This window comes from Candidatus Brevundimonas phytovorans, assembly GCA_029203145.1.
Taxonomy (GTDB): domain Bacteria; phylum Pseudomonadota; class Alphaproteobacteria; order Caulobacterales; family Caulobacteraceae; genus Brevundimonas; species Brevundimonas phytovorans.
Genome location: CP119309.1, coordinates 565225 through 591532, shown reverse-complemented (window position 1 = coordinate 591532; position 26308 = coordinate 565225). Strand labels below are relative to the sequence as shown.

The window sequence follows — 26308 nt, the reverse complement described above, 5'->3', positions numbered from 1 at the left end:
CTGTTCGTCATGAGCGACCAGAACGACGACCAGTCCCCCGCCCCGGCGGCTGCCACGCCCGGCGAAACGCCGATCCAGCGCGCCCTGCGTGAAAAACAGGAAGCCATCGCCGCCCGCGCCAAACCCCCGCGCGGCGGCCGCTTCCAGCGTGAACAGGCCGCCCGCGTCAAAAGCGGCGCCGTGCGGCCTTGGAGCACCAAGTAGGGGCTGACGGCGAAGCGGACATGATGAATGGCGGTTCGGGGTAGGAAGCGGACCTTACAGGAAGCGGATCGTCGGCTTCTCGAAGCAGACTACCTCAACACATTCTTGCTCAGTCGCGATCAGGCAGGAGTAGGTTGTTTCGGGTTCCGAAGGGCGCACGTATTTCCGATATTCGACGACGTAGGGGGCATCCTCGCTCATGAACACGCCGATGTCCGCGTCGCCACCGCTCAAGAGTGGTTCGCCTTTGTAGGCTTTCAGATACTGCCAGAAGTCGCTTTCGGCATAGGAACGGAAGGCTCGAGGTGGATCGAACTGAACCTCAAAATGAGGATCGCCTTTCACGGCCAGCGTGACGACCAGCGACCCAACATCGTAGCGAAGGGCGTGGAGAAAAAAGTTGGGAACCCGGAGAGGCGTGTCGTCCATACCGAACCATCACCTGCTTACGGAACGTCCGCAACGGGTCGAGGCCGTGTAAAAACGCTGAGCCACGCTGAGGCAGAGGTGACGACGAGGCGCGATGGCCTCAAGCCCTGATCGCTTCCATCAACGGTTTCGCTCCCAACACCGCCATCACCCGCTTCATGTTGTAGGCCAGGATGTGGAGGCTGATCTCGGTCTTCACGTTGGGAAGGCGCTTCGTGAGGAAGTGGGTGTGGCCCATCCAGGCCTTGATCGTGCCGAACGGGTGTTCGACCAGGCTTCGCCGTTCGCGCATGGCTCTGGGCCTCAGGTCCATACGGGCCTGTAAGGCGTCGATCACCGCTTCATGCTCCCAGCGCGTGACCTTTCGTTCGACCGCAGGCGTGCACTGGAGCTTGATGCTGCAGCCGGTGCAACTGGTCCGGTCCCAGTATCGATGCAGCGTCATGCCCTTCTCGACGACGGTCATGTGATACGGAAGCAGGGAGCCGGCTGGGCATCGGTAGACGTCCTGGTCGGGCAGATAGACGAAGTCCTGCTTGCCGAAACGGCCGGTCGCCTTGGCACCTGACGTCAGCGTTTTCGGCACGAAGGGCGTCACGCCCAAGGCCTCGCAGGCCAGGATTTCCTCGCCGGAGAAGTAGCCCCGGTCGGCCAGCACATCGAGCCTCTCCACGCCCATGGCGTCCTTGGCTCGGCTGGCCATGTTCGCCAGTTGCTGCCGGTCCGAGCCGGTCATGATCACCTCGTGGGCGACGATCAGGTGGTGCTCGCCTTCGACGGCGGACTGGACGTTGTAACCGACGATGCCGCTGCCCCGACCGGACGTCGCCATGGCGCGGGCGTCGAGATCCGTCAGGGAGACCTGGCCATCCGGCGCCGCCTCGACCTCGGCCTCCATGACCGTCAGCATCGCCATCTGGGCACGCAGCCGATCGATCTTCTCGACCAGCCGACCGGACCGCGCCTCAACGGCTTCGCCTTCATGGCGATCCGCCGTGTCCAGGTCTTGAAGATAGCCGGCGATGTGTTCGGCGACCTGTTCGATCCGTCGCTTGACCTTGTAAGCGGTGAAGTTCTTGTCGCGGGTGTTCACGGCCTTGAACTTCGAGCCGTCGATGGCGACCAGGGCTGATCCAAACAGGCCAAGCTGGCGACACAGCACGATGAACTGCGCGCACGCCGCCTGGATCGCCGCGCCGTTGTCGCGGCGGAAGTCGGCGATGGTCTTGTGGTCGGGCGCCAACCGCCCCGTCAGCCACATCAGCTCGACATTGCGCTGCGCCTCACGCTCCAGCCGCCGGCTGGACTGCACCTTGTTCAGGTAGCCGTAGACGTAGAGCTTCAACAGCGTGGCCGGATGATAGGCTGGCCGTCCCGTCGACGCTGGCGTCATACCCTCGAAGCCCAGGCCCATCAGATCCAGTTCGTCGACGAAGACATCGACCACCCGGACCGGATTATCCTCGACCACATAGTCATCCAGACATTCGGGAAGCAGCGTGGGCTGCCGACGATCTGCACCCTGAACGAAGCGGCTCATAATCCACCTCCTGCTAACCTCAGGAGGCTAACCTAATTCGCTCGGACAGAAGGTGTTTTCACACAGCCTCGGTCGAAAGCGGATATCCTTAGAGCGGCGCGTTCTTCCCTTTCGTCATCCTCCGGCAAGCCGCCTCTTGGCGGCGCAGACCGGGGGACCCAGCGGCGCGCGAGAGCGCGAACCTGTCGCGCAGACGATGGTCGAACACTCGTGAACAGATCGCCTTCGGCGCCGCTGGGTCCCCCGGTCTCGCTGCGCTCGCCGGAGGATGACGAAAGCAAAAGCGTACACCAAGGTCCGCAGCGGGTCGGAAGCTGATATCGCTAACCCCTCCCGCAGCCTGGGTTCCGGGTTCGCTTCGCCCCCCCGGAATGACGGTGGGAGGAGAACCTTTATTCCTCCGCCTTTTTCGCCTTCTTCATCCAGGGGCGGGTTTCCTCGCCGTTGGCCTTGGCGGTGATTTCCTTGAGCTTGCGGGTCTGCATGGTCGAGAAGGCCTGACCGGGGGCGCCTTTTTCGGGGTCGGCGAAGGCGCGGCCGTGGGTTTCGATTCGCTCGCCGACGGAATCGAGGAAGTCGCCCTCCCATTCGGACAGCGAAACGCCCGCCTTCTCTGCAGAGCGGCGGGCGCGTTTCAGGGCGTTCAAGGCAGACCGCTTGGCGGCTTCCTTCTGCTGCTCCCAAGGGCTCAGCGAAGGTTTCTTTTTAGGGGCGCTATCGCCCTTCGGGCTACTTGAGCCCAGGCTTGGCGCGGCGCTGCTCTTGAGCCCGCTGGAGCGCAGCTTGGATGCGTCGCCACCCTTCAGGCTGCTGGAGCGTGAAGGGGGGTCGCGGGCGGGCTTGAAGGGCGTGCGCTTCAGGCCCGCCTCCCTCAGATCTCGCCGAGGGCCGACAGGTAGAGGTCGAGAATCGCTTCTTCTTCCTGACGCTTGGCCTTGTCCTGCTTGCGCAGGCGCAGGACCTTGCGCAGCACCTTGACATCATAGCCCTCGCCCTTGGCCTCGGCGAAGACCTCCTTCATATCGACCATGACGGCCTGCTTGTCCTCTTCGAGGCGCTCCAGGCGTTCGATGATCGAGCGCAGACGGCCCTGGGCCGTGGCGGTCAGGACGTCGGAGGCGGCGTCGAAGGCGGGGGCGTCGTCGGCCATGGGAGAGGCTCCAGAGAACTCAAGCAGGCCAGGGGCCGTCAGAGCAGAAAGGGAATCACCCGGACGTGCCTAGGGCCGGCAGGGCGACAAGGAATGATGCAGCGGACGCTAACCACGCCCGGCCCGGAGGCTCAACCGTCCAGACACGAAAAAGGCCGCGGACAGGGTCCACGGCCTTGGATATCGCAACCGCGGCGCCGAAACCGGCGCCGACGCGGTCTTAGCCTTGCTTGGCTTTGAAGCGCGGGTCGGTCTTGTTGATCACATAGACCACGCCCTTGCGGCGAACGATCTTGCAGTCGCGGTGGCGACCCTTGAGCGACTTAAGCGAGCTACGGACCTTCATGGTCGGACGTCCCGAAGAATTGGAGGCCCGTGAGGGCGGACAAAAACAAATGCGCGGAGAGCCTGCGAACAGGACCTTGCGGCGGAGCGGTGCGTATAGAGAGGCCCCGGCCTTTCGTCAACATTCGGCGCGGGGATTCCGCTGGAGGCCTGGCCTCCGGGTCGAACGGAGGGTCTCCGGACATGCACGTCCGGCGCGTCGCCCCTCCGCCACCAGGCCGCGTCCAAGGGATGGCGAAATGTAAAACGGGGTTCGTTAAGGCGCACCTGTCGCAAAGGGTTAGCGGCGACTTAACCCTTTTCATCGAAACCCCTTTTCGCTTCGCGCGCTTGTGATTGGTCGTAGAATTCGGGGGCGTTAGCCTGTGCTCATGCGTATCGCCTATCGTCTTGCCCTCCTGGGTTCCGTCGCCGCCTGCGCGCCCATGGTTCCCATGCCGCCTCAGCCGCAGCCTGCGCCGCCCGCCGTGGTGGAGCCCGCGCCCGCGACGACGGCCCCCGCCGCCCCGCCCGCGTCGACCGACCTGTCGGACGCCTATGACCAGGCCGGGTTCGAGGCGTGGAAGCAGGGCTTCCTCGATCGTCACGGCGGCGAGCGGAAGTGGGAATATTCGCGCGAACTGAACGGCGTCACGCCCAACGCCAGCGTCATCCGCCTGGACCGTAACCAGCCCGAATTCTCTCGCCCGGCCGGCGCCTATATCCAGAGCGCCACCGCCCCCGCCCGAATCGGCATGGCGCGCCAGCGCGTGGACCGCGTGCCGTGGGACGTAACCCAGCGATTCGGCGTGCCGACCGAGATCCTGCTGGGCGTCTGGGCTCAGGAAAGCGCCTTTGGTCAGGTTCAGGGCGATTTCGACGTCATCCGTTCGCTGGCGACCCTGGCCTATGACGGCCGCCGCCGCGCGTGGGCCGAGGACCAGTTGAAGAACGCGCTCGACATCGTCGTGGACGGCAAGCGCGCCCGCAACGGCCTGAAGGGCAGCTGGGCGGGCGCCATGGGCCAGACCCAGTTCATGCCCGACAGCTATCTGAAGCTGGGCGTGGATCAGAACGGCGACGGCAAGGTCGACATCTGGGGTTCGGACGCCGACGCCCTGGCCTCGGCGGCGAATCTGCTGGCCCAGGCCGGGTGGAAGCGCGGTCAGGGCTGGGCCTATGAGGTCATCCTGCCCGCCAACTTCGACTACAGCCAGGCCGAGGGGCCCAAGCACGACTGGGCCTATTGGTCGGGGCGCGGCGTACGTCTGGCCAACGGGGCGGTGCTGAACGCCGCCGAAGCCGCCGAGGGCGCGACCATCCTGCTGCCGCAGGGCGCCAAGGGGCCGGTCTTCCTGGCCCTGCCCAACCACTATGTCATCCGGCGCTACAACAACTCGGTCAGCTATGCCCTGGCCATCGGCCTGATCGCCGACGGGGTGCAGGGCAAACCGCCGCTGACCGCGACCTGGCCCAACGACGGACCGCTGACGCGCGAACAGCGCGTGGGCGCCCAGACGGCCCTGACCAGGATGGGCTTCGACACGCAAGGGGTGGACGGGGTGATCGGGTCGAACACGCGCGCCGCCCTGCGCCGCTGGCAGCAGGCCAACGGGCGGGTGGCGGACGGCTATCTGACGGATGTCCTGGCGGACGAGCTGATCCGGCGGGCGCGGTAGATCTTCCTTCTCCCCTTGAGGGAGAAGGTGGCAGGCGAAGCCTGACGGATGAGGGGTGTGAGCGCCTCCCATCCGATCAAGACCGCAACGTCTGATCCACGACATACAAACGTCGTGCCGACACCCCTCATCCGGCCCTGACGGGCCACCTTCTCCCTCAAGGGGAGAAGGAAAACTCAGGCCTTCATGCGCCAGGTGGCGCCTTGGGGGCCGTCCATGACGACGACGTTCAGTGCGTTCAGGCGGTCGCGGATGCGGTCGGCCTCGCCCCAGTTCTTTTCGGCGCGAGCGACGGCGCGTTGTTCCAGCAGGGCCTCGACCTCGGCCTTGAGGGCCGGATCGCCGCCCTCGAACCATTCATCCGGGGTCAGGGCCAGCACGCCGAGCAGGCCGGCGGCTTCGGTCAGGCTCCAGCGGGCCATGGCGACGTCGTTGATGTCGGCCTCGGCGTCGTTCAGCAGGTCGCGCAGGGCGTTGCCGAGACCGAACAGCTGGGCGATGGCGCCGGGCGTGTTGAGGTCGTCCTCCAGCGCGTCCAGCACCGGGTCCAGGGCGTTCTCGGCCAGTTCCATCTCGGCCTCGTCCAGCGTGGCCTCGTCGAAGTCGGCCAGAGCTGCGTCGGCGTCGCGCAGGACGCCGTAGAGGCGGTCGAGGTTCTTGCGCGACTGCTCCAGCAAGGTCTGGTTCCAGTCGAGCGGCTGGCGATAGTGGGCGCTCAGCAGGGCCCAGCGCACCACCTCGCCCGGCATGGCCTGCACCAGATCATGCAGCAGCAGGACGTTGCCGATCGACTTGGACATCTTCTCGGCGTCCACGGTCAGGAAGCCGTTGTGCATCCAGTAGCGGGCGTATTCGTCGTGGGCCTGATCGCCGTGGGCGTGGCCATGGGCGCAGACGCCCTGGGCGATCTCGTTCTCATGGTGCGGGAAGACCAGGTCGATGCCGCCGCCGTGGATGTCGATGGGCAGCCCCAGGGTCTTCTCGATCATGGCCGAGCATTCGATATGCCAGCCGGGACGCCCCTCGCCCCAGGGCGACGGCCAGGACGGCTCGTCCGCCTTGGACGGCTTCCACAGGACGAAGTCGTGCGGGTTCTTTTTATACGGCGCGACCTCGACGCGGGCGCCGGCGATCATGTCGTCAAGATTGCGGCCCGACAGCGCGCCGTAGGACGGATAGGAGGAGACGTCGAACAGGACGTGACCCTCGGCCGCATAGGCGTTGCCGGCGTCGATGATGGCCTGGATCTGGGCGGTGATGGCGTCGATGTAGTCGGTGACGTGGGGGGCGAGGTCGGGCGGGCTGACGTTCAGCAGGCCCATGTCGGCCAGATAGGCGGCCTCGTAGCGCGCTGTGATCTCGCCGATCGGCACGCCTTCGCGGGCGGCCTTGGCGTTGATCTTGTCGTCCACGTCGGTGACGTTGCGGGCGTAGATGACCTTGTCCGGGCCATAGGTCCGGCGCAGCAGCCGCACCAGGACGTCGAACACCACCGGCGGGCGCGCATTGCCGATATGGGCGTAGTCATAGACCGTCGGCCCGCAGACATAGAGCGTCACCCGGTTCGGATCGCGCGGCTCAAAAGCGCGCTTTTCACGGCGGAGGGTGTCGTGGATATGCAACGGCATGGGTGACAGTCTTTGCGAGTTTTCTTGCGGGACGGACGGCGTGTCCCATATAGCGGCCTGATACACAGTCCGAACGGATTGGTAAAAGGTAGCCTTGGCGGTCTCCCCGCCCCGCTGGATCAGTTCATGAGCACTTCGCCCGCCAAGCCCGTCCTCGTCACCGATGAAACCGCCGTCGTGCGCCCCAGCCGCGAACAGGCGCTGGAGGCCGTGCGCACCCTGATCGCCTGGGCGGGCGACAATCCGGCGCGCCCCGGACTGATCGACACGCCCAAGCGCGTGGTCGACGCCTATGCCGAATGGTTCGACGGCTATGACGCCGATGCGGGCAAGGAGCTGTCGCGCACCTTCGAGGACGTGACCGGCTATGACGACATGGTCATCCTGCGCGACATCGAGATCGAGAGCCACTGCGAGCACCACATGGCACCCTTCCTGGGCAAGGCCTATGTCGCCTACCTGCCGGGCGAGAAGGTCGTGGGCATCTCCAAGCTGGCGCGCGTGGTCGAGATCTTCGCCCGTCGCCTGCAGAACCAGGAAACCCTGACCAACGACATCATCGAGGCCATCGAATCGCACCTGCAGCCGCGCGGCGTGGCCGTCCTGCTGGACGCGGCGCACCAGTGCATGACCACGCGCGGCGTGCATCACCGCCACGTCACCACCATCACCACCCGCTTCACCGGCGCCTTCAAGGATGATCCGGCCATGGCCGACCGCTTCCTGAAGCTGGCCAGAGGCTAAAGGGCCGGGGCTAAGAGGCCGAGTCCGAAGGGGTTTGAACCGGTCGTCTCGCCCCGGCGAGGCGGCCGGTTTTGCAATCTTATTGCCCGATGACGCGAATTCGTCACGCATGACGGCTTTACAAGCCCGGCGCGGGACGCCAAGACACAAACCATACCTTTGAGTGCTGCTCGCCAAAGAATGCGAGCTGTGATGGGAGACGACGGCGTATGGGCTCTAAACTTTCCGGTCCCGCGGGCCAGGGTGGCAAAACGATCGAACAGAACGCGGACATCAACGTCACGCCGTTCGTCGACATCATGCTGGTGCTGCTGATCATCTTCATGGTCGCCGCGCCGCTGGCCACCGTGTCGATCAAGCTGGACCTGCCGCCGGCGACCCCGCCGTCGCCGACCGACAAGCCCAAGGAGCCCGTGTACATCACGATCCAGGAATCGGGGAATATCTACATCGCCGAGAAGGAAACCTCGATCGCGACCCTGCCGGCCGACGTCTGCGCCGCTCAGGCCGTGGCCACGGATTGCCGCGAAGAGCGCGTCTTTGTCCGCGCCCAGGCCGAGGTGAAGTACAACCAGTTCATGGAAGTCATGAACAAGCTTCAGGAAAACGGCTTCTACAAGGTCGGCCTTCTGAACGAAGACATCGAGTAGGACTTCCCTCCTCTCAAACGGATCAGGGCCGCTCCCCCGGGTGCGGCCCTTTTTCTTTGCCCGGCCTCAACAGGGCGCTTGCCCTGCCGCCCCTCGCCGTTCTTGATGCGGGGCGTAAGTTTCGGGGGAAATCGCCATGCGTCGTCGCACCTTCCTGTCCAGCCTGCCGGCCGGCGCCCTTCTGGCCGGCGCGGGCGCCAGCCTCGCCCAGACGCCCGGAACGGATGCAGCCAAGACGCCCGCCCCGGCCCCTCGCCCGGCCGACCCTTACGCCGGGGTTGGTATCGGCGACCGGGTGACAGGACCGAAGTTCGTCGGTCGCTCGACGGTCTGGGGCGCCAACGGCGCCGCCGCCACGGCCCACCCCGCCGCCACCCTGATCGGTCTGGACACCCTGAGGCGCGGCGGGTCGGCCATCGACGCGGCCATCGCCATCAACGCCGCGCTTGGATTCCTTGAGCCGACCGCCAACGGCATCGGCGGCGACGCCTTCTGCCTGATGTGGGACCCGACCCAGAAAAAGGTCGTCGGCTTCAACGGCTCCGGGAACAGTCCGCGCGGCCTTTCGCTGGCCACGGCCCGGTCCAAGGCCGGCCCCGACGGCTACCTGCCCAAGTACGGCGCCGTGACCGTCAACGTGCCCGGTACGGTCGACGCCTGGTGGAGCGCGCACCAGCGCTACGGCAAGCTGCCGTGGAAAGACATTCTGATCCCGGTCGCCGAGCTGTGCGAACAGGGCGTGCCCGTGCCCCAGGTCATCGCCTGGTATCTGGAACGCAACATGGCCGGCTTTGACCGCGCGGCGGCCCAGATCGAGGAAAACGACAACAGGAAGAAGGTCTATACGCCCCACGGCCGCACGCCGAAGACCGGCGAGATCTTCGCCAACCCCGACCTGGGCCGCACCCTGCGCCTGATCGCCGAGGGCGGGCGCGACGCCTTCTATGACGGGGTGATCGCCGACCATATCGAGCGCTATTTCAAGCGCATCGGCGGCTGGATGACCCGCGCCGACCTGGCCGCCCACCGCACCGAATGGGTCGAGCCGCTGATGACCACCTATCGCGGGGTCGAGGTCTATAGCCTGGGGCCGAACACCCAGGGCCTGTCGACCAATCAAATCCTCAACATCTGCGAACAGTTCGACCTGAAGGCCATGGGCTTCCAGTCCGCCGCCTCCATCCACCATCAGGCCGAGGCCAAGCGGTTGGCCTTCGAGGACCGCGCGCGCTACTTCGCCGACGAGCGGTTCAGCAAGACCCCGACGGCGTGGCTGAACTCTAAGGCCTACGCCGCCGAGCGCGCCAGGCTGATCAACCCCAACCGCGTCATGGACCGTGTCTTCCCCGGAGACGCCCCGACGCAAGGGGACACCACCTATTTCAGCGTGGCCGACAAGGACGGGATGATGGTCAGCTGGATCCAGTCCAACTATCGCGGCATGGGCTCAGGGCTGACGCCCGACGGCCCGGACGGCGCCACGCTCGGCTTCATGTTCCAGGACCGAGGCGAGCTGTTCTCGCTCACCGACGGCCACCCCAATGTCTATGCGCCCGGCAAACGGCCCTTCCACACCATTATCCCCGGCTTCGCCTGCAAGGACGGGGAGCCGTGGATGGCTTACGGCGTCATGGGCGGCGGGATGCAGCCCCAGGGTCAGGCCCAGATCATCATCAACATGGTGGACTACGGCCTCGATCCTCAGGAGGCCGGCGACAGCCCGCGCTGGCAGCACTACGGCTCGTCCGAACCGACCGGCCAGCCCGCCGAGGGCGTCGGCAAGCTGCATCTGGAATCCGGCGTGCCAGACGCGACCAAGCAGCAGCTGACCGCCATGGGCTGGGACCTCGGCCCGCCCGACGGCGGCTTCGGCGGCTATCAGAACGTGATGAAGCAGATCAACGCACAGGGCCGCTGGACCTACGGAGCCGCCACAGAAATGCGCAAGGACGGCAACGCCCTGGCCTACTGATAGGCCCGCTTGACCTGACCTCGCGTCAATCGCCTAGAGTTCGTTGCAAATCAGGACGGACCTTATGAGCGACCTTGTCACGCGCGACTTCACCGCACCCGCCGCCGACGGCTATCCGCTGTCGATGCGGCTGGTGTCGGCGGCCGAGCCGCGCATCGCCGTGCTGGTGTCGTCGGGGACGGGCTTTCCCAAGGGCTTCTACGAGCGGTTCGCGCGGCATCTGGCGAGCCAGGGCGCGGCGGTGCTGACTTATGACTTCCGGGGCATAGCCGGGTCGCGGCCTGATGATCTGAAGGCCATGTGGATGGACTATCCCGACTGGGGGCGGTTGGATATGCCTGCCGCCCTGGACGCCCTGATCGAGGCGACGCCGGGCCTGCGGGTCGTCCACGTCGGCCACAGCGTCGGCGGGCACTTCCTCGGCTTCATGAACAATCAGGACCGGATCGAGCGCCACGCCTTTGTCTCGGTCGGGACCGGCTGGTGGGGCGGGCATCACCGATCCTACAATCCGCTGGAGCTCTTCTTCTGGCTGGGCTTCGGCCCGTTCAGCCTGATGCGGCACGGCTATATCAAGGGCGGCGGCCTGTGGGGCGGGACCGACCTGCCGCGCGGCGTATTCACCACCTGGCGGCGCTGGTGCCTGAAGCGGGAATACTTCTCGCGCGAGCTGGAGACGACGCTGCGGCCGCATCACTATGAGGCCGTGACCGCGCCGATCCGCTCGTGGATCTTCACCGACGATCCCATCGCCACGCCGAACACCGCGCGCGACCTGCTCAGCGTCTATCCCCACGCCCCGTCCGAGATCAGCGTCCACGCCCCCGGCGACTTCGGCGCCCGGCGCATCGGCCACGAGGGCGCCTTTCGCAAGGGCATGGAGCCCTTGTGGGACCGGATTTTCCACTGGCTGGACCGTGGCGAGACCTGAACCGGCGCCTATATGCGACGCTCCCCGAACATCCGCCGGAGCCTCCCCATGCCCTATTCCGATCACCCCACCGTTACGGCCTCGGGCGTGGAGATTCCGCTGCTGGGTTTCGGCACCTGGCAACTGGAGGCAGACGACGCGCGGCGCATGGTGCGCGAGGCCCTGCGTATCGGCTATCGCCACATCGACACGGCCTGGATCTACAAGAACGAGAAGGCCGTGGGCGACGGCGTCGCCGACGCGGTGGCCGAAGGGATCGTGACGCGCGACGACATCTTCGTCACCACCAAGATCTGGGTCGAGCACTTCCATCGCGACGCCCTGCTGCGTCAGGCCGAGGAGTCGGCGATCAGCCTGGGCCTGACGCCGGACCTGCTGCTGCTGCACTGGCCCAAGCCGACGCCGGCTCTGTCCGAGACCATCGGCGCCCTGAACGAAGCGCAGGAGAAGGGTTTCACCAAGCATATTGGCCTGTCGAACTTCCCCTCAAGCCTGTTCCGCGAGGCGGCGGGTCTGTCCAAGGCGCCGCTGATCACCAACCAGGTCGAGTATCACCCCTATCTGTCGCAGAAGACCCTGATCGAGACGGCGCGTGAGCTGGGCTCGTCCCTCACCGCCTGGTCGCCGCTGGCCCAAGGCAAGATCGCCGACGACGCCGTGATCGGGGAGATCGCCAGGGTTCACGGCAAGAGCAACGGCCAGATCACTCTGCGCTGGATCATCCAGCAGGGCGTCATCGCCATTCCGCGCACCACCAAGGTCGAGCGCGCACGCGAGAGCTTCGACATCTTCGACTTCGAATTGACGGCGGACGAGATGGCCCGCATCCACGCCCTGGCCCGTGCCGACGGCCGTCTGGGCGACTGGCTGGACGCGGCCTTCCAATGGGATCAGGATGCCTGACCTCACAGCGTCATAGGACGCCTGCGTCGGGGAGGACGCCATGGGTTCGGTTCTGGGTTTTCCGGGGATTGATCCGATGGACGCCGTCGTCGGCGCCCGCATCCGGCGCTGGCGGGATCAGAGGGGCGTCGCGGCCGACGATCTGGCCGCCGCCCTCGCCCTGACGCCCGAGGCCCTGCGCCGCATCGAGGCGGGCCGCGAGCATCTGGATTCCGCAGGCCTCGACGCCGCCACCCGCGCCCTTCGCCTGCCGGTGTGGGCGCTGGCGGCCGACAAGCCCGAATACTGATGGCCCGCCTCTATCGCGCCGTCTTCGCCTGCGCCGGCTGGTTCGCGCTCGGCCTGCAATACGGCCTGATGCTGCACGGCAATCCGCAGATCAACGCCGGCGAGCTGACGCTGAACTTCTTCAGCTACTTCACCATCCTGTCGAACATTCTGGTGGCCCTGGCCCTGACCGCGCCCGCCGCGGCGCCGAACAGCCGGATCGGGCGCTGGACGCTCAGCGAAGGCGTGCGGGCCGCCGTGGCCATGTTCATTGTCGTCGTGGGGGTGGTCTATCACTTTCTGCTGGCGGGTATTTGGGCCCCGCAAGGCTGGGCCCTGGTGGGCAATAGCCTGCTGCATTACGTCATGCCCATCGCCTTCGTGGTCGACTGGCTGGCCTTTACGCCCAAGGGCCGACTGCGCTGGATCGATCCGGTCAAATGGCTGATCCCGGTGCTGATCTATGGCGGCTGGACCCTGCTGCATGGCGGGCTGAGCGGCTGGTGGCCCTACTGGTTTGTGGACGCGGACACCTTGGGGCTGGGCAAGGTCATGGTCTATTTCGCGGGGCTGCTGATCTTCTTCCTGATCGTCGGCCTGATCGTCGTGGCGATCGACCGCAGCTTCGGACGGCGTGACAGAAGCCGCGCGTCCGCCTAAGCGTCAGCGCATGGCCTACAAGTCCCTGCGCGATTTTCTTGCGACCCTCGAAGCCGACGGCGAACTGGTTCGCGTGTCGGAGCCCGTCTCCACCCATCTGGAGATGACCGAGATCCAGACGCGGCTGCTGCGCAACGGCGGCCCGGCGGTCCTGTTCGAGAAGCCGGTCATGCCGGACGGCTCGATCAGCCCCATCCCCTGCCTGGCCAACCTGTTCGGCACGGTGAAACGGGTGGCCATGGGCGTGACGCTGGAGGGCAAGCAACGCACCACGGCGGGCGAACTGCGCGAGGTCGGCGAACTGCTGGCCTTCCTGCGCAATCCGACGCCGCCGCGCGGCTTCTCCGACGCCATGGAGATGCTGCCCCTGGCCCAGACCGTCATGTCGATGCGGCCCAAGACGGTGAAGAAGGCTCCGGTGCAGGAGGTGGTGCTGAAGGGCGACCAGATCGACCTGACCAGCCTGCCCATTCAAGGCTGCTGGCCCGGCGAGCCCGCGCCCCTGATCACCTGGGGTCTGGTCGTGACCAAGGGGCCGTCGGACGACCGCGAGGACGACTTCAACCTGGGCATCTATCGGATGCAGGTCCTGGGCAAGGACAAGGCGATCATGCGCTGGCTGGCCCATCGCGGCGGGGCCCAGCACTACGCCCGGCACAAGAAGGCGGGCAAGCGCGAGCCCCTGCCCTGCGCCGTGGTGCTCGGGGCCGATCCGGGGACCATCCTGGCCGCCGTGACCCCGGTGCCGGAAACCCTGTCTGAGTATCAGTTCGCCGGCCTGATGCGCGGCTCCAAGGCCGAGCTGGTCCCCTGCAAGACCGTGCCGCTGATGGTGCCGGCCAACGCCGAGATCGTGCTGGAAGGCCACGTCCTGCTGGACGAGTTCGAGGACGAAGGCCCCTACGGCGACCACACCGGCTATTACAACTCGGTCGAGAAGTTCCCGGTCTTCCAGGTCAGCGCCATCACCATGCGCAAGGACCCGATCTATCTGACCACCTTCACCGGCCGCCCGCCGGATGAGCCGAGCGTGCTGGGCGAGGCCCTCAACGAGGTCTTCATCCCGCTGATCCGCCAGCAGTTCCCCGAGATCGTCGACTTCTGGCTGCCGCCCGAGGGGTGCAGCTATCGCATCGCCGTGGTGTCGATGAAGAAGGCCTATCCGGGCCACGCCAAGCGGGTGATGATGGGCTGCTGGAGCTATCTGCGGCAGTTCATGTACACCAAGTGGATCATCGTGGTGGACCACGACATCAACGCCCGCGACTGGAAGGACGTGATGTGGGCCGTCTCGACCAAGATGGACCCGGCGCGCGACATCACCGTCATCGAGAACACCCCCATCGACTATCTGGACTTCGCCAGCCCCGAGAGCGGTCTGGGCTCCAAGATCGGCCTGGACGCCACCGACAAGTGGGAGCCCGAGACCAAGCGCGAATGGGGCGAGGAAATCCGCATGGACGAGGCCGTGGTCGAACGGGTCAACGACCTGTGGGATCGTCTGGGCTTGCCGGGCGACAAGACGCCGATCTGGAAATAACGCCGACGGCGATCATCGAACCCGAGGTCCGATAGCCTCTCCTTAATCCTCTCGCCGTTAAGCCGGTGTGGAGTGAGGAGTGACCATGCGTGCTTTCAAGAATCTGACCGTGGCCGGCAAGATGCTGATGGCGGGCGGCGCGGTGACAGGGGTCCTGCTGCTGTTCGCGGCCTTCGCCGTTTCCCAGAATACGCGCACCGTCGCGCGCGGTCTGTCGCACGACTACGCCCAGGCCCTGAGCGACGGCGCCGTGGCCAGCGTGGGCGGCAAGATCAACGAAGCCTCCGCCACCGCCCGCATGATGGCCGAGATGATCGGCAAGGCGCATGAAACCGGCCTGCGCGACCGCGCCGCCGTCATGGCCATGCTGAAGCCGGCCGCCACCGCGACGCCCCTGGTCATGGGCAGCTGGTTCATCGCCGCCCCCGGCGCCTTTGACGGTCGGGACGCATCACTGGCGGGCCGGGTCGATCTCGGCTCGAACGCCGCCGGCAACTTCCTGCCCTACTGGGTCAACGACGGCGGGGCGATCAGCATGCAGCCGCTGAACGCGGGCAATGACTACGAGCAACCCTATTTCACCCAGCCCTTCACCACGGGCAAGCCGGCCATCGTCGAGCCCTACGCCTATGACGTGGGCGGCAAGTCGGTGCTGATGACCTCGGTGGCCTATCCGGTCGTCTCGGGCGGCAAGGTGATCGGCGTGGCCGGTCTGGACCTGGCGCTGGACGACCTGTCCACCCTGCTGGGCAAGATGAAGCCCCTCGGCTCGGGCCAGGTCATGCTGCTGTCCAGCAGCAGCCACTGGGTGTCGCACCCCAACGCCGCCCTGCTCACCAAGCCCTATGCCGAGGATCAGGCCGACGCGGTGCGCGCCGTGCTGAGCCGTGGCGAGCCCGCCCTGTTGAGCGGCCTGCACAGCCTGAGCGGCGAAAGCATCGAGCGCCAGGTGAGCCCCGCGCCCTTGGCCGGCCTGAACGCCACCTGGGGTCTGGTGACCGACATCCCCACCGCCGCGATCAACGGCCCGTCAGACCGTCTCGCCGTCGCCATGATGATCGGGGGGATGGTCATTCTGGCCCTGGTCCTGGCCAGCCTCTTCTTCGTGACCGACAAGGTGGTGCGCCAGCCGCTGGCGCGCCTGACCGCCTCGGTCAAGGCGCTGAACGCCGGTCGCTATGAAGAAGCGGTGCGCGGCACCGAAAGCACGGACGAGGTCGGCGGCATCGCCCGCGCCCTGGAAGGCTTCCGTCACCAGCTGGCGGACACCGACCGTCTGCGGGCCGAGCAAGAGCAGAGCCGCATCGCCGCCGAAGCCGAACGCCAGCGCAACGACGCCGTCCGCCAGGCCGCCGAAGAGCAGCAACGCTTCGTCGTCGCCTCGGTCGGCGAAGGCCTGTCGCGCCTGTCGAACGGCGACCTGACCTATCGTCTGGAAGCCGACTTCCCCGAGGACTATCGCAAGCTGCGCGACGACTTCAACCTGGCCATGAGCGGCCTGGAAGAGACGATGACGGTCATCATCGGCAGCGCCGCCGGCATCCGCTCCACCACCTCGGAAATCAGTCAGGCCTCCGACGACCTGTCGCGCCGCACTGAGCAGCAGGCCGCCAGCCTGGAAGAAACCGCCGCCGCCCTGGAACAGGTCACGGCCACCGTGCGCCAGGCCTCGGACGGCGCCGACCGCGCCCGCGACATCGTCGAGGCGACCCGCCACAGCGCCCGCCGCAGCGGCGACGTGGTCGATCAGACGGTGACGGCCATGCGCGAAATCGAAACTTCGGCCCAACAGATCGCCCAGATCACCGGCGTCATCGACGAGATCGCCTTCCAGACCAACCTGCTGGCCCTGAACGCCGGGGTCGAGGCGGCGCGCGCGGGCGACGCAGGTCGCGGCTTCGCCGTCGTGGCCTCCGAAGTGCGGGCCCTGGCCCAGCGCTCGGCCGAGGCGGCCAAGGAGATCAAGGTTCTGATCAGCTCCAGCACCGAGCGGGTCAATCAGGGCGTCCGCCTGGTCGACGACACCGGCCAGGCCCTGAACCGCATCATCGACGAGGTGGCCCAGATCAGCGGCCTGGTGGCCAATATCGCCGCCTCGGCCAGAGAACAGTCCAGCGGTCTGGGCGAGATCAATGTGGCGGTCAGCCAGATGGATCAGATGACCCAGCAAAACGCCGCCATGGTCGAGGAATCCACCGCAGCCGCTCACTCGCTGGCGCAGGAAACCACCAGCCTGGCCGACCTGATGGGCCGCTTCCGCACCCACGCCGAGGCCGGAGCGGCGCGTCCGACGCCCATGCGTCCCACCTCCAATTCGCCCCGCACGGTCATCGCCCTGAAAAGCGTCGGCGGACGCGGCCTGTCCGCCGCCCCGGCGGCCTCGACCGACGGCTGGGAAGAATTCTAGGCCCCGCCCCTCTTCGCCCCCGACTGGCGCGGGGGCGAGGAACGGTCTAGCTTGACCGCCGTCTTGGTCGGGGGGCTGCCTTGAGCGCGTTCGAGTTCTTCTTCAGCTTCTATGGCCTGCTGCTGGGTCTGTCGGTGGCCGAACTGGTCGGCGGCTTCGCGCGGGTGCTGCATGAGCGCGAGCGGATCCGCTTCGGCTGGCTGACGCCGGCCCTGGCCCTGTTCGTGGCCATCGACATCGCCACCTTCTGGAACCAGGCCTGGATCATCTTTCGCGGGGCGCCGTTCAACACCTTCCTGCTGCTGGTCAGCCTGATGATCGCCGCGACCTTCTATGTGGCGGCCAGCGTCACCTTCCCGCGGGTCTCCGCCGAGGGGACCCATGAGCGTGTCGACATGGACGCCCATTTCTGGGCCCATCGACGTCTGGTGTTCGGCTGCATCCTGACCGCCAATCTGATCGTCGCGGTCATGGTCGTCATCCTGGGCCAGGCGGACCCGGGGTTCGCCCGGCTGGCGAGCTCCGTGACCCTGTGGGTCGGGGTGGCCGTCTTCGTGATCGGCACGGCGACGGCGGCCTTTGCGCCCTGGCGGCGCGTGGCGGTCGGCGCCCTGGCCGTCGTCCTGCTTTACAGCCTGTGGCAGATGGCCCGGTCAGCGGCGGCGCTGGCGGCGGCGGGCGGCTGGCCGCCCATGACGGGCGCGGGCTGAACCCTTGCCACAGACCTGCCCCCCCGCCCCGAGGCTTGCCAGACGATGACGATCAGCCCACGAAGCGCCATGCGCCCTGATTATCTCCTTGTGGCGGCCGTCGCCGCCCTTGTCGCCTGCGTGAGCCCCGCCATGTCCCAGACCCCTTCCGTTCCGAACACCGCCCCCAAGACAGCGGCATGGGATCAGGCCTTCCTGCCCCCCGCGCCGACGTGGAATGGCGCGTCCAAGGCCCTGCTGCGCGACGCCTCCGACCCCTGGGTCACGGCCTTCGAGGCCGATGCGGCGCATGACTTCTCGCCCTCCTACGCCGACACGCGCGCCTGGTTCGACCGGCTGGACGCGGCCTCGGACCTGATCCGCATCGAGCCGTTCGGCGTCTCGCCGGAGGGGCGGCCCCTCTATGCGGTGATCGCGTCGAAGGACGGCGCCACCCTGGACCCGTCCAAGCCCGTCCTGCTGGCCCAGGCGGGCATCCACCCGGGCGAGATCGACGGCAAGGACGCGGGCATGATGCTGCTGCGCGACATGGCCTTCTACGGCAAGGACAGCTTGCTGGACCGCGCCAACCTGATCCTGATCCCGATCCTCAGCGTGGACGGGCACGAGCGGACCAGCCCCTATTCCCGGCCCAACCAGCGCGGACCGCGCAATCAGGGCTGGCGTCACACGGCGACCAACCAGAACCTGAACCGCGACTTCATGAAGCTGGATCAGGCCGAGATGCAGGCCGTCATGGGCCTGATCCACAAGTATAATCCCGACCTCTACGTCGACATCCACGTCACCGACGGCATCGATTATCAGTACGATGTCACCTATGGCTACAACGGCGAGGGCGGAGTCTGGAGCCGCAGCCCGGCCATCGCGAAATGGCTGGACGACGCCTTCAAGCCCGAGATGAACGCCGCCCTGGAGGCGCAAGGCCACATCCCCGGCGAACTGGTCTTCGCCATCGACGACCGCGATCCCAAGAAGGGCATGAACGACGGCGGTCTGGGCGAGCGCTATTCCAACGGCTGGGGCTCGGCGGCCCACGTCCCGACTATCCTGATCGAGAACCACAGCCTGAAGCCGCACGAGCAGCGGGTTCTGGGCGCCTATGTCTTCCTGGAAGAAGCGCTGAAGGTTCTGGCCGACAAGTCGACAGACCTGCGCGCCGCCATCACCGCCGACCGCGCCCTGCGCCCCGCCGAACTGCCCGCCAACTTCGACGGCGACGAGCAGCCGACGCGGATGCGCCCGTTCAAGGGCATCCTCTATGACACCTACGACAGCGTCGCCTCGGGCCGCCCCGAACTGCGCTGGCTGGGTCAGCCGGACCCGGAGCTGTGGCAGGTGCCCTACTTCGGCTCGCACCCGACCCTGACGCTGAAGCGCCCGACCGCCTACTGGGTGCCCTCCTATCGCGCCGACCTGATCGAGCGGTTGAAGATGCACGGCGTGCAGATGGAGACGCTGGCCGCGCCGCGCACGGTCGCCGTCGATATGCTGCGCCTGATCGATCCCAAGGTCTCGGCCCGCACCAATGAGGGCCATGTGCCGATCACGGTCAGCGAGGTTCACGCGGAAGCCAAGGACTGGACCTTCCCCGTCGGCTCGGTGCGCGTGCCGACCGATCAGCCGATGGGCGACCTCGCCATCCTGCTGCTGGAGCCTCAGTCGTCGGAGAGCTTCTTCGCATGGGGCATGTTCCCCGAGGTGCTGAACCGCGTCGAATACATCGAGGCCTACGCCATCGCGCCCCTGGCCGAGAAGATGCTGGCGGCTGATCCAGCGCTGAAGGCCGAATTCGAGGCCAAGCTGGCCGCCGAGCCCGCCTTCGCCGCCGACGGCGACGCCCGCCTGGCCTGGTTCTATGAGCGCACGCCCTTCTACGATCAGCGCTTCCGCCTCTATCCGGTCGGGCGGGAGAACTGAGCATGGTCCCCTCGATTCAAGCCGCGACCCTGTGGGGCGGGCTGCTGATCCTGCTGCTGCTGGTCCTGTCCAGCGTGGTGGTCAGCCGTCGGCGTCGGCATCTGATCGAGTTCGGCGACGGCGGAAATCCCGAGATGACCCCCGCCGTCCGCGCCTTCGGCAACGCCTCTGAATATATTCCCGCAGGCATCTGCGGGCTGATCCTGCTGGCCTTCGTCGGCGCGCCGCCCCTGCTGATCCACGGCGTCGGCGGCGTGCTGTTCGCGGGTCGCATCATCCATGCCCTGGGCCTGCTGTTCCAGAAGGGGCCGTCGCTGGGCCGGGTGACGGGCATGGTCCTGACCTGGCTGGCCCTGCTGGTGGCGTCGGTCAGCCTGATCGCCTGGTCGGTCATTTAAGGCCTAGTTGTTGCGATGCGGGGGCGGGTCCGCCATATCGGGGCATGTCCGATAAGACGCCCTCCCCCGACATCCTTTCCGATCTGGTCGCCGCCGCGCTGAAGGCCGGCGCCGACGCCGCCGAGGCGGTCTCCGCCCACCGCGCCTCCCTGTCCGTCGGCGTGCGCAACGCCGAGCTGGAAGAGGTCGAGCGCGAAGAAGCCCGCGACCTGGGCCTGCGCGTCTTCATCGGTCGCCGACAGGCGACGGTGTCCGCCTCCGACCTGTCCGACGCCACCCGCGCCCGTCTGGTCGAGCGCGCCGTGGCCATGGCCAAGCTGGCCCCCGAAGACCCCTATGCCGCGCTGGCCCCGCAGGACCGGCTGGCGCAAGGACCGCACGCCGACCTCGACCTGTTCGACCCGTCCGAGCGCACCGCCGAGGCGCTGGAGGCCGCCGCCGCCGAGGCCGAGGCCGCCGCTCTCGGTGTCGCGGGCGTGTCCAAGTCCGAGGGCGGTCACGCCTCATGGTCGGCCAGCGAATGGCGTCTGGTCACTTCGCACGGTTTTGACGGCCGTCATCAGGGCAGCGCCTTCTCGCTGGGCGTCGGCGTCATCGCCGAAAAGGACGGCGCCATGGAGCGCGGCGGCGAAAGCCGTGCGACCCGCCACCTGTCCGACCTGCCCGGCGCCGCCGAGATCGGCCTGAAGGCGGGCGAGCGCGCCGTGGCCCGCGTCGGCCCGCGCAAGATCGCCTCGACCACCGCCCCGGTCATCTTCGAGAACCGCATCGCGACACAGGTGCTGTCGCCGCTGCTGGGCGCCATTTCCGGCCCGGCCATCGCCCGCGGCAGCTCCTTCCTGAAGGACAAGCTGGGGCAGCGCGTCCTGCCCGCGGGCATGGACATGATCGACGATCCGTTCCGCCTGCGCGGCCTCGGCTCCACCCCCTTCGACGACGAGGGCGTGGCGGTCGAACGGCGCAACATCGTCGAGGACGGCGTCCTGACCACCTGGCTGCTGAACACCGCCGCCGCCGCCCAGCTGGGGATGGCCTCGACCGGGCACGCCTCGCGCGGTCTGGCGGGACCGTCCGGCGTCTCGACCCACAACCTGCATCTGGCGCCGGGCGAACACGACAAGGCGGGCCTGATGGCCCAGGCCGGGTCGGGCCTGCTGATCACCTCCATGTTCGGCCCGTCGCTGAACGGCAACACCGGAGACTGGTCCGCCGGGGTGTCGGGCTTCTGGTTCGAGGACGGCCAACTGGCCTATCCCGTCAGCGAAGTGACCGTGGCGGGCAATCTGATCGACCTCTACGCCCGTCTGGTGCGGGGATCGGATCTGGAGTTCCGGGGTTCCTTCAACAGCCCCTCCCTGATGTTCGACGCGGTGGCCATCGCCGGCAAATGACCGATCTCGCTTCCGACCTCGAACTGATCCGCGACGCGGCCCTGGCCGCCGGTCGGCTGGCGCTTGAGCATCGCGAGGCGGGGCTGAAGGTCTGGTCCAAGGAGGGCGGCTCGCCCGTCACCAGCGCCGATCTGGCGGTGGATCAGCTATTGAAGGACACGCTTTTGGGCGCCCGTCCCGACTATGGCTGGCTGTCCGAAGAGACGGCGGACAACGCCGAGCGCCTGACCAAGAAGCGCATCTTCGTCGTCGACCCCATCGACGGCACCGTCGCCTATATGAAGAACAAGCCCTGGTGGTGCGTGCCCATCGCCGTGGTCGAGGACGGCCGTCCGGTCGCCGCCGTCATCCACGCTCCCATGCTGGGCGAGATGTTCGAGGCGACGCTCGGCGGCGGCGCGCGGTTGCAGGGTCGCCCCATCAGCGCCTCGGACACCGACACCTTGGAAGACGCCGAGCTTCTGGCCGACGCCCGGTTGATGGAGGCGCGCGAATGGGCCGAGCCCTGGCCGGAAATGCGCTTCACCAAGCGCAACGCCCTGGCCTATCGCATGGCCCTGGTCGCCGCCGGGGCCTTTGACGCGGCCATCGCCATCAGCCCCAAATGGGACTGGGACGTCTGCGCCGGCGCCCTGATCGCTGAGGAGGCGGGCGCGAAAGTCAGCGACCATAGGGGCCGTGACTGGTGCTTTAATCGCCCAGATCCGCGACAAACCAGCCTGATCTGCGCGGCGCCGGCCCTTCACCCGTTGATCGTGAGGCGCACAGCGCCTATCCCGCTGGCCATCTGACATTCCCTTTCGCAATGGACCCCCTCTCCATGGCCGACTCCCACGACCCTCAACTGCTTCACCTCGTCATCGGCGGCGAGATGCGTCACCCGGCCGAGCCGGTCTTCCGCGACCTGGACAAGGTCGAGTTCGTCGGCGCCTTCGGCAGCTACGACGAAGCCAAGCAGGCTTGGAAGGCCCGCGCCCAGGCCACCGTCGACAACGCCCACATGCGCTACTTCATCCTGCACGCGCACAAGCTGATCGACCCGCGCTCCGACGTCTGATCTGCCGCCCTCGCCTCACGGCGAGGTTTACGGAACCGCACAGGCGGCTGACGCGCTTTCTCGTCAGCCGCCTTTGGCGTTTCTGAAGAGGTGATCATCATGACGCCCACCCTGATCGTCCTGCTGCTTGTGATCCTGGCCGTGGTCGCCGTCGTCTGGGTCGTGAAGAAGGGCCCCGCGCACGCGCCCCGACCCGGCGAAGATCAGGACACCGCCTGGAACGACCCCATCACCCCGGCCGAATCCGGGCATCATCATCCGTCTCGTAACGCGGAGCCGCGACCTTGACCCTGTTCGGCCAGACCCTCGACGGACAACAGCTGTTCGGGATCATCTCTCTGATCAGCGTCCTGGCCCTGTGGCTGATCGTCTTGGGCCGCGAGCGCAACTACGCCCGCTGGTTCCGCCAATGGGAGGCTGACCGCAAGGCGCGCCGAGACGCCGAGACCGCGCAACACGGCCCCAAACGCGGGCCTTGGGGCTGACCGGGAGGTTAGGTTTTACTCGCGCTTCAGCAGGCGGTCGACGACCAGCCGGCCCCACCAGCCAGACTTGAACTCGGCGCGGATGGCCTTGGGATCATAGGCGTCGCTGTGGATCCATTCCTCGAAGCTGACGCCGGTCGGCTCGACCTCGTTGACGTACTTCTCCAGCACATAGTCCAGCACCCCGGTCAGGCCCTCGCGGCTGTGCAGGGTGCGCTTGCCCAGTTCCGACATGGCCGCCGAGATCGGCTCGCCCAGATGGAAGTGACGATACAGCACCGCCATCATCCCCGCCCGGTCCGCCCCCGACTTGCAGTGGATCAGGGCCGGATACTCGATGGTCTTGAACAGTTCACGCGCCCGGTCGATGCGGTCGCGGCCCGGCGCGTCGCGTGAGTCCAACGGGGCGTCGATCAGGGTCAGACCCAGCCGCTCACAGGCGGCCTTCTCCAGCCAGTAATAGGCCTCGTCACGCTGCCCGCGCAGGTTGATGACCGTCTTGATCCCGCGCCGACGCCAATAGGCCAGTTGTCCCGGCGACGGCTGATTGGTGCGCACCAGGTCCGGCCCCAGCCAGTGGGCGTTGGTGAAGGCCGTGCGGAGGAAGGCGTGGTCCTTCCAGAAATAGGACCAATGCGCCTTGAATCGGCCCATCGCCGTGGTCAGATCATAGCGCTGCATAAGCCGCAGATAGCGATGAAAGCGCACCGCGTCACCTGCAGGCTTCGCCACGCGGCTTGACTTGGCGCCCCAGCCGTTCGACCGAGAGCCGATGACCACGCCCGCTACCGATATGGCCGAACCGCTTCGCCCCCTGATAGGCCGGATCTGGCGCGACTATCTCTCGCGGCACAAGACCGCCCTGTTCGTCTCCATGCTGTGCGCCGCCCTGGCCGGCGGCCTGTCGGCGGTGCTGCTGAAACTGCTGGAGCCGGCGATCAACGGCCTGTTCGTGCAGCAGGGCGCGCCGATCCGCCTGTGGGGTCTGTTCGACATTCCGCCCGAGCGGGCGCTGCTGGTCATTCCGCTGGCTATCCTGGGCGTCGCCGTCGCCCGCACCCTGGCCTCGCTCGGTCAGGCCGCCCTGGTCAATCGGCTGGGCCACGGCATCGTCGGCGACATCCAGGTCCGCCTGTTCGCGGCCATGATCCGCGCTGACCTGTCGCGGCTGCGCAGCCAGCACTCGGGCGCCTTTGTCTCCTCGGTCCTGTTCGACGCCAACCTGGTGCGCGAAGCCTTCACCACCGGCGTCGTCAACTACACCCAGCACGCCCTGACCCTGGTGGCGGTGATCGCCTCGATGGCCTTCATCGACTGGCGGCTGACCCTGATCGTTCTGCTGGGCGTGCCGGCCGTCAGCCTGATCATGCGCCGCTTCGGCAAGAAGACGCGCAAGGCCGCGCGCGGCGCCATGACCGAGACCGAGAACCTCTCCACCGCCCTGATGGAGAACCTCGACGGCGTGCGCCTGATCAAGATCGAGAACCGCGAGGCGGCCGAGGAAGCCCGCGTGGCCGAGGTCGTTGCCCGCCGCCAGCGTCATATCATCAAGGGCGCCGACGCCCGCGCCTTCGCCGGTCCGTCCAGCGACCTGGTGGCCATGGGCGTGGTCGCCGCCGTCATGGCCTATGCCGGCTTCCGCGCCCAGTCAGGCGACATGACCGTCGGCGGATTCGCCGCCTTCATCGGCCTGCTGCTGGCGGCGGGCCAGTCCCTGCGTCAGGTCACCAACCTGGCCACGGTGATGAGCGAGGGCCTGACCGCCGCGCGCCGCCTGTTCGGCGCCCTCGACATCGAACCCGAAATCCGCGAGGCCGCCGACGCCGCCGACCTGCCCGACGGCCCGCTGACCGTGGCCCTGGACCATGTCTCCTTCGCCTATGACACCACGGGCGAGACCGGCGCGCCGCCGACCCTGTCGGACGTCTCCATCAGCGTGAAGCCCGGCGAGACCATCGCCCTGGTCGGCCCGTCGGGCGGGGGCAAGTCCACCATCCTGTCGCTGCTGCCGCGCTTCTATGACGTGACCGCCGGGGCCGTGACGGTGAATGGCCAGGACATCCGCGGCCTGAAGCTGCAATCCCTGCGCGAGCGCATCGCCCTGGTGACGCAGGAGCCCTTCCTGTTCGACGACACCATCGCGGCCAACATCGCCTATGGCCGCAAGGGCGCCAGCGCCGAGCAGATCATCGAGGCCGCCCGCTCCGCCGCCGCCCACGACTTCATCGCCGCCCTGCCCGAGGGCTACGCCACCCGCGTCGGCGAGGCCGGGATGCGGCTGTCGGGCGGCCAGCGCCAGCGTGTCGCCATCGCCCGCGCCTTCCTGAAGGACGCCCCCATCCTGCTGCTGGACGAGGCCACCTCGGCGCTCGACACCGAGAGCGAGGCCCTGGTTCAGGCGGCGCTGGAGCGGCTGATGCACGGCCGCGCCACCCTGATGATCGCCCACCGGCTGTCCACAGTGCAGAACGCCGACCGCATCTATGTGATCGAGGCCGGTCGTGTCGTCGAAAAGGGCACGCATGGCGCCCTGGTCAAGAAGGGCGGGCTCTACGCCCGCCTGGCCAAGCAGCAGTCGCTGGACGGCCCGGCGCCCGTCGTCGCCTCGCCCCTGCCCGACGAGACCGGCGCATGAGGCCGCTGCGCAACCCCATCGTCCAGACCGCGATGGCCTGGATTCTCTCGGAATGGATGCGCTTCTGCTACGCCACCATCCGCTGGGAACATGAAAACGAACAGGTCGCCGAAGAGGTCTGGGCCAATGGCGGCGGCGTGCTCTGCGCCTTCTGGCATTCCCGTCTGGCCCTGGCCCCCGTCTGCTGGCCTATGCAACGAGCCCAGCGGGTCAAAGGGCTGGTTTCGCTGAGCGCCGACGGCGAGTTCTTTGCGCGCGCCGTGGGTCGCCTCGGCATCCCGGCCGTGCGGGGTTCGTCCAGCAACAAGGACAAGGCCAAACAGTCCAAGGGGGGCACCCAGGCCCTGCGTGACGGACTGAAGCAGCTGAAGGTCGGCGGTCTGGCCCTGACCCCGGATGGCCCCCGCGGCCCGGCGCGCCAGATGGCCGAGGGTCTGCCGCTGATGGCGAAGATTTCGGGCGCGCCCGTCCTCTTCATCGGCATTTCCTGCAAGCCCGCCATCCGGCTGAACAGTTGGGACAAGGCCATCGTCCCCCTGCCCTTCGGCAAGGGGGCCATTGTCTGGGACAAGGCCTGGTATCCCGAGGGCGCAGAGATGGCCGAGGTCGCCGCCGAATGGACCGAGCGCCTGACCGCCGTCGAGGCGCGCGCCGACGCCCTGACCGGGTTGGAGCGCGTCTGAG

27 protein-coding genes and 1 pseudogene are annotated in these 26308 nt (G+C 67.3%); 21 read left to right on the top strand and 7 right to left on the bottom strand.

Annotation, left to right across the window (positions count from 1 at the left end):
* The first annotated feature begins 9 nt into the window (after positions 1-9).
* Positions 10-204, top strand: coding sequence for a hypothetical protein (locus P0Y52_02935; GenBank protein ID WEK58511.1), 195 nt, complete (start codon positions 10-12; stop codon positions 202-204).
* Between the two features lie 54 nt (positions 205-258).
* On the opposite strand, the gene P0Y52_02930 is transcribed toward P0Y52_02935, so the two are convergent.
* From P0Y52_02930 to ykgO, 5 genes and pseudogenes are all read right to left on the bottom strand, one after another.
* The gene (locus P0Y52_02930; GenBank protein WEK58510.1) at positions 259-633 is read right to left on the bottom strand and encodes a hypothetical protein; all 375 of its coding nucleotides are present in this window, start codon (positions 631-633) and stop codon (positions 259-261) included.
* A gap of 100 nt (positions 634-733) precedes the next feature.
* Positions 734-2173, bottom strand: coding sequence for an IS1182 family transposase (locus tag P0Y52_02925; protein WEK58509.1), 1440 nt, complete (start codon positions 2171-2173; stop codon positions 734-736).
* 418 nt (positions 2174-2591) lie between these two features.
* Positions 2592-2865 (bottom strand): annotated as a pseudogene (locus P0Y52_02920) (hypothetical protein).
* 179 nt (positions 2866-3044) lie between these two features.
* Positions 3045-3323: a DUF2312 domain-containing protein gene (locus tag P0Y52_02915; GenBank protein WEK58508.1), complete on the bottom strand. Its 279-nt coding sequence runs from the start codon at positions 3321-3323 to the stop codon at positions 3045-3047.
* Between the two features lie 220 nt (positions 3324-3543).
* A complete protein-coding gene (ykgO, locus tag P0Y52_02910; protein ID WEK58507.1) occupies positions 3544-3669 on the bottom strand; it encodes a type B 50S ribosomal protein L36 in 126 nt (41 codons plus the stop codon).
* A 370-nt stretch (positions 3670-4039) separates the two neighbouring features.
* Between ykgO and P0Y52_02905 the strand changes: the two genes are divergently transcribed.
* Positions 4040-5326: a lytic murein transglycosylase gene (locus P0Y52_02905; GenBank protein WEK58506.1), complete on the top strand. Its 1287-nt coding sequence runs from the start codon at positions 4040-4042 to the stop codon at positions 5324-5326.
* A 176-nt stretch (positions 5327-5502) separates the two neighbouring features.
* Here the strand turns inward: P0Y52_02905 and cysS are convergent, their stop codons facing one another.
* Entirely contained in the window at positions 5503-6954 is a 1452-nt protein-coding gene (cysS, locus tag P0Y52_02900) for a cysteine--tRNA ligase (GenBank protein WEK58505.1), read from the bottom strand.
* 126 nt (positions 6955-7080) lie between these two features.
* On the opposite strand from cysS, the gene folE reads away from it, so the two are divergent.
* The 17 genes from folE (at position 7081) to P0Y52_02815 (ending at position 22989) form a co-directional block, all read left to right on the top strand.
* Positions 7081-7698: a GTP cyclohydrolase I FolE gene (gene folE, locus P0Y52_02895; GenBank protein ID WEK58504.1), complete on the top strand. Its 618-nt coding sequence runs from the start codon at positions 7081-7083 to the stop codon at positions 7696-7698.
* A 209-nt stretch (positions 7699-7907) separates the two neighbouring features.
* Complete coding sequence (locus tag P0Y52_02890) at positions 7908-8348, top strand: biopolymer transporter ExbD (protein ID WEK58503.1); 441 nt, start codon at positions 7908-7910, stop codon at positions 8346-8348.
* 136 nt (positions 8349-8484) lie between these two features.
* On the top strand, positions 8485-10320 hold the full coding sequence (locus P0Y52_02885) for a gamma-glutamyltransferase family protein (GenBank protein WEK58502.1): 1836 nt from the start codon (positions 8485-8487) through the stop codon (positions 10318-10320).
* 64 nt (positions 10321-10384) lie between these two features.
* On the top strand, positions 10385-11251 hold the full coding sequence (locus P0Y52_02880) for an alpha/beta hydrolase (protein WEK58501.1): 867 nt from the start codon (positions 10385-10387) through the stop codon (positions 11249-11251).
* A 48-nt stretch (positions 11252-11299) separates the two neighbouring features.
* Entirely contained in the window at positions 11300-12154 is an 855-nt protein-coding gene (locus P0Y52_02875) for an aldo/keto reductase (protein ID WEK58500.1), read from the top strand.
* 40 nt (positions 12155-12194) lie between these two features.
* The gene (locus tag P0Y52_02870) at positions 12195-12443 is read left to right on the top strand and encodes an XRE family transcriptional regulator (protein WEK58499.1); all 249 of its coding nucleotides are present in this window, start codon (positions 12195-12197) and stop codon (positions 12441-12443) included.
* Entirely contained in the window at positions 12443-13081 is a 639-nt protein-coding gene (locus P0Y52_02865) for a Pr6Pr family membrane protein (protein ID WEK58498.1), read from the top strand. The genes P0Y52_02870 and P0Y52_02865 overlap by 1 nt, the downstream gene beginning before the upstream one ends.
* 10 nt (positions 13082-13091) lie before the next feature.
* Complete coding sequence (locus tag P0Y52_02860; protein WEK58497.1) at positions 13092-14621, top strand: UbiD family decarboxylase; 1530 nt, start codon at positions 13092-13094, stop codon at positions 14619-14621.
* Positions 14622-14706: 85 nt separating this feature from the next.
* On the top strand, positions 14707-17028 hold the full coding sequence (locus P0Y52_02855; protein WEK58496.1) for a methyl-accepting chemotaxis protein: 2322 nt from the start codon (positions 14707-14709) through the stop codon (positions 17026-17028).
* Between the two features lie 80 nt (positions 17029-17108).
* Positions 17109-17738 carry a hypothetical protein gene (locus tag P0Y52_02850; GenBank protein WEK58495.1) on the top strand — a complete coding sequence of 210 codons (630 nt, stop codon included), beginning with the start codon at positions 17109-17111 and terminating at the stop codon, positions 17736-17738.
* Between the two features lie 69 nt (positions 17739-17807).
* Positions 17808-19658 (top strand): M14 family metallopeptidase, encoded by a 1851-nt coding sequence (locus P0Y52_02845; GenBank protein WEK58494.1) that lies wholly within the window; start codon positions 17808-17810, stop codon positions 19656-19658.
* A 2-nt stretch (positions 19659-19660) separates the two neighbouring features.
* The gene (locus P0Y52_02840; GenBank protein WEK58493.1) at positions 19661-20056 is read left to right on the top strand and encodes an MAPEG family protein; all 396 of its coding nucleotides are present in this window, start codon (positions 19661-19663) and stop codon (positions 20054-20056) included.
* Positions 20057-20100: 44 nt separating this feature from the next.
* A complete protein-coding gene (locus tag P0Y52_02835; GenBank protein WEK58492.1) occupies positions 20101-21447 on the top strand; it encodes a metallopeptidase TldD-related protein in 1347 nt (448 codons plus the stop codon).
* Positions 21444-22238 (top strand): 3'(2'),5'-bisphosphate nucleotidase CysQ, encoded by a 795-nt coding sequence (locus tag P0Y52_02830; protein ID WEK58491.1) that lies wholly within the window; start codon positions 21444-21446, stop codon positions 22236-22238. The genes P0Y52_02835 and P0Y52_02830 overlap by 4 nt, the downstream gene beginning before the upstream one ends.
* A gap of 14 nt (positions 22239-22252) precedes the next feature.
* Positions 22253-22504 carry a DUF4170 domain-containing protein gene (locus tag P0Y52_02825; GenBank protein WEK58490.1) on the top strand — a complete coding sequence of 84 codons (252 nt, stop codon included), beginning with the start codon at positions 22253-22255 and terminating at the stop codon, positions 22502-22504.
* A 99-nt stretch (positions 22505-22603) separates the two neighbouring features.
* Positions 22604-22792, top strand: a complete 189-nt coding sequence (locus P0Y52_02820; protein ID WEK58489.1) for a hypothetical protein — start codon at positions 22604-22606, stop codon at positions 22790-22792.
* On the top strand, positions 22789-22989 hold the full coding sequence (locus P0Y52_02815; GenBank protein ID WEK58488.1) for a hypothetical protein: 201 nt from the start codon (positions 22789-22791) through the stop codon (positions 22987-22989). The genes P0Y52_02820 and P0Y52_02815 overlap by 4 nt, the downstream gene beginning before the upstream one ends.
* A 15-nt stretch (positions 22990-23004) precedes the next feature.
* Here P0Y52_02815 and P0Y52_02810 read toward each other — a convergent pair whose 3' ends face one another.
* The gene (locus P0Y52_02810) at positions 23005-23670 is read right to left on the bottom strand and encodes a sulfur transferase domain-containing protein (protein ID WEK59433.1); all 666 of its coding nucleotides are present in this window, start codon (positions 23668-23670) and stop codon (positions 23005-23007) included.
* Positions 23671-23761: 91 nt separating this feature from the next.
* Here P0Y52_02810 and P0Y52_02805 point away from each other — a divergent pair, with 91 nt between their 5' ends.
* Both P0Y52_02805 and P0Y52_02800 read left to right on the top strand, forming a co-directional pair.
* A complete protein-coding gene (locus P0Y52_02805) occupies positions 23762-25624 on the top strand; it encodes an ABC transporter ATP-binding protein (GenBank protein WEK58487.1) in 1863 nt (620 codons plus the stop codon).
* Entirely contained in the window at positions 25621-26307 is a 687-nt protein-coding gene (locus P0Y52_02800; protein WEK58486.1) for a lysophospholipid acyltransferase family protein, read from the top strand. Before P0Y52_02805 ends, P0Y52_02800 begins: the two co-directional genes overlap by 4 nt.
* The last annotated feature ends 1 nt before the right edge of the window (position 26308 follow it).

What these genes read in the sequence shown, in the direction of transcription:
- P0Y52_02840 (WEK58493.1), top strand. Translation starts at nt 19,661, where the DNA reads ATGGTCCCCTCGATTCAAGCCGCGACCCTGTGGGGCGGGCTGCTGATC.
- P0Y52_02880 (WEK58501.1), top strand. Translation starts at nt 10,385, where the DNA reads ATGAGCGACCTTGTCACGCGCGACTTCACCGCACCCGCCGCCGACGGC.
- P0Y52_02835 (WEK58492.1), top strand. Translation starts at nt 20,101, where the DNA reads ATGTCCGATAAGACGCCCTCCCCCGACATCCTTTCCGATCTGGTCGCC.
- P0Y52_02865 (WEK58498.1), top strand. Translation starts at nt 12,443, where the DNA reads ATGGCCCGCCTCTATCGCGCCGTCTTCGCCTGCGCCGGCTGGTTCGCG.
- P0Y52_02885 (WEK58502.1), top strand. Translation starts at nt 8,485, where the DNA reads ATGCGTCGTCGCACCTTCCTGTCCAGCCTGCCGGCCGGCGCCCTTCTG.
- P0Y52_02830 (WEK58491.1), top strand. Translation starts at nt 21,444, where the DNA reads ATGACCGATCTCGCTTCCGACCTCGAACTGATCCGCGACGCGGCCCTG.
- P0Y52_02825 (WEK58490.1), top strand. Translation starts at nt 22,253, where the DNA reads ATGGACCCCCTCTCCATGGCCGACTCCCACGACCCTCAACTGCTTCAC.
- P0Y52_02925 (WEK58509.1), bottom strand. Translation starts at nt 2,173, where the DNA reads ATGAGCCGCTTCGTTCAGGGTGCAGATCGTCGGCAGCCCACGCTGCTT.
- P0Y52_02930 (WEK58510.1), bottom strand. Translation starts at nt 633, where the DNA reads ATGGACGACACGCCTCTCCGGGTTCCCAACTTTTTTCTCCACGCCCTT.
- ykgO (WEK58507.1), bottom strand. Translation starts at nt 3,669, where the DNA reads ATGAAGGTCCGTAGCTCGCTTAAGTCGCTCAAGGGTCGCCACCGCGAC.
- P0Y52_02935 (WEK58511.1), top strand. Translation starts at nt 10, where the DNA reads ATGAGCGACCAGAACGACGACCAGTCCCCCGCCCCGGCGGCTGCCACG.
- P0Y52_02875 (WEK58500.1), top strand. Translation starts at nt 11,300, where the DNA reads ATGCCCTATTCCGATCACCCCACCGTTACGGCCTCGGGCGTGGAGATT.
- cysS (WEK58505.1), bottom strand. Translation starts at nt 6,954, where the DNA reads ATGCCGTTGCATATCCACGACACCCTCCGCCGTGAAAAGCGCGCTTTT.
- P0Y52_02820 (WEK58489.1), top strand. Translation starts at nt 22,604, where the DNA reads ATGACGCCCACCCTGATCGTCCTGCTGCTTGTGATCCTGGCCGTGGTC.
- P0Y52_02845 (WEK58494.1), top strand. Translation starts at nt 17,808, where the DNA reads ATGCGCCCTGATTATCTCCTTGTGGCGGCCGTCGCCGCCCTTGTCGCC.
- P0Y52_02890 (WEK58503.1), top strand. Translation starts at nt 7,908, where the DNA reads ATGGGCTCTAAACTTTCCGGTCCCGCGGGCCAGGGTGGCAAAACGATC.
- folE (WEK58504.1), top strand. Translation starts at nt 7,081, where the DNA reads ATGAGCACTTCGCCCGCCAAGCCCGTCCTCGTCACCGATGAAACCGCC.
- P0Y52_02905 (WEK58506.1), top strand. Translation starts at nt 4,040, where the DNA reads ATGCGTATCGCCTATCGTCTTGCCCTCCTGGGTTCCGTCGCCGCCTGC.
- P0Y52_02805 (WEK58487.1), top strand. Translation starts at nt 23,762, where the DNA reads ATGACCACGCCCGCTACCGATATGGCCGAACCGCTTCGCCCCCTGATA.
- P0Y52_02800 (WEK58486.1), top strand. Translation starts at nt 25,621, where the DNA reads ATGAGGCCGCTGCGCAACCCCATCGTCCAGACCGCGATGGCCTGGATT.
- P0Y52_02915 (WEK58508.1), bottom strand. Translation starts at nt 3,323, where the DNA reads ATGGCCGACGACGCCCCCGCCTTCGACGCCGCCTCCGACGTCCTGACC.
- P0Y52_02870 (WEK58499.1), top strand. Translation starts at nt 12,195, where the DNA reads ATGGGTTCGGTTCTGGGTTTTCCGGGGATTGATCCGATGGACGCCGTC.
- P0Y52_02855 (WEK58496.1), top strand. Translation starts at nt 14,707, where the DNA reads ATGCGTGCTTTCAAGAATCTGACCGTGGCCGGCAAGATGCTGATGGCG.
- P0Y52_02810 (WEK59433.1), bottom strand. Translation starts at nt 23,670, where the DNA reads ATGCAGCGCTATGATCTGACCACGGCGATGGGCCGATTCAAGGCGCAT.
- P0Y52_02860 (WEK58497.1), top strand. Translation starts at nt 13,092, where the DNA reads ATGGCCTACAAGTCCCTGCGCGATTTTCTTGCGACCCTCGAAGCCGAC.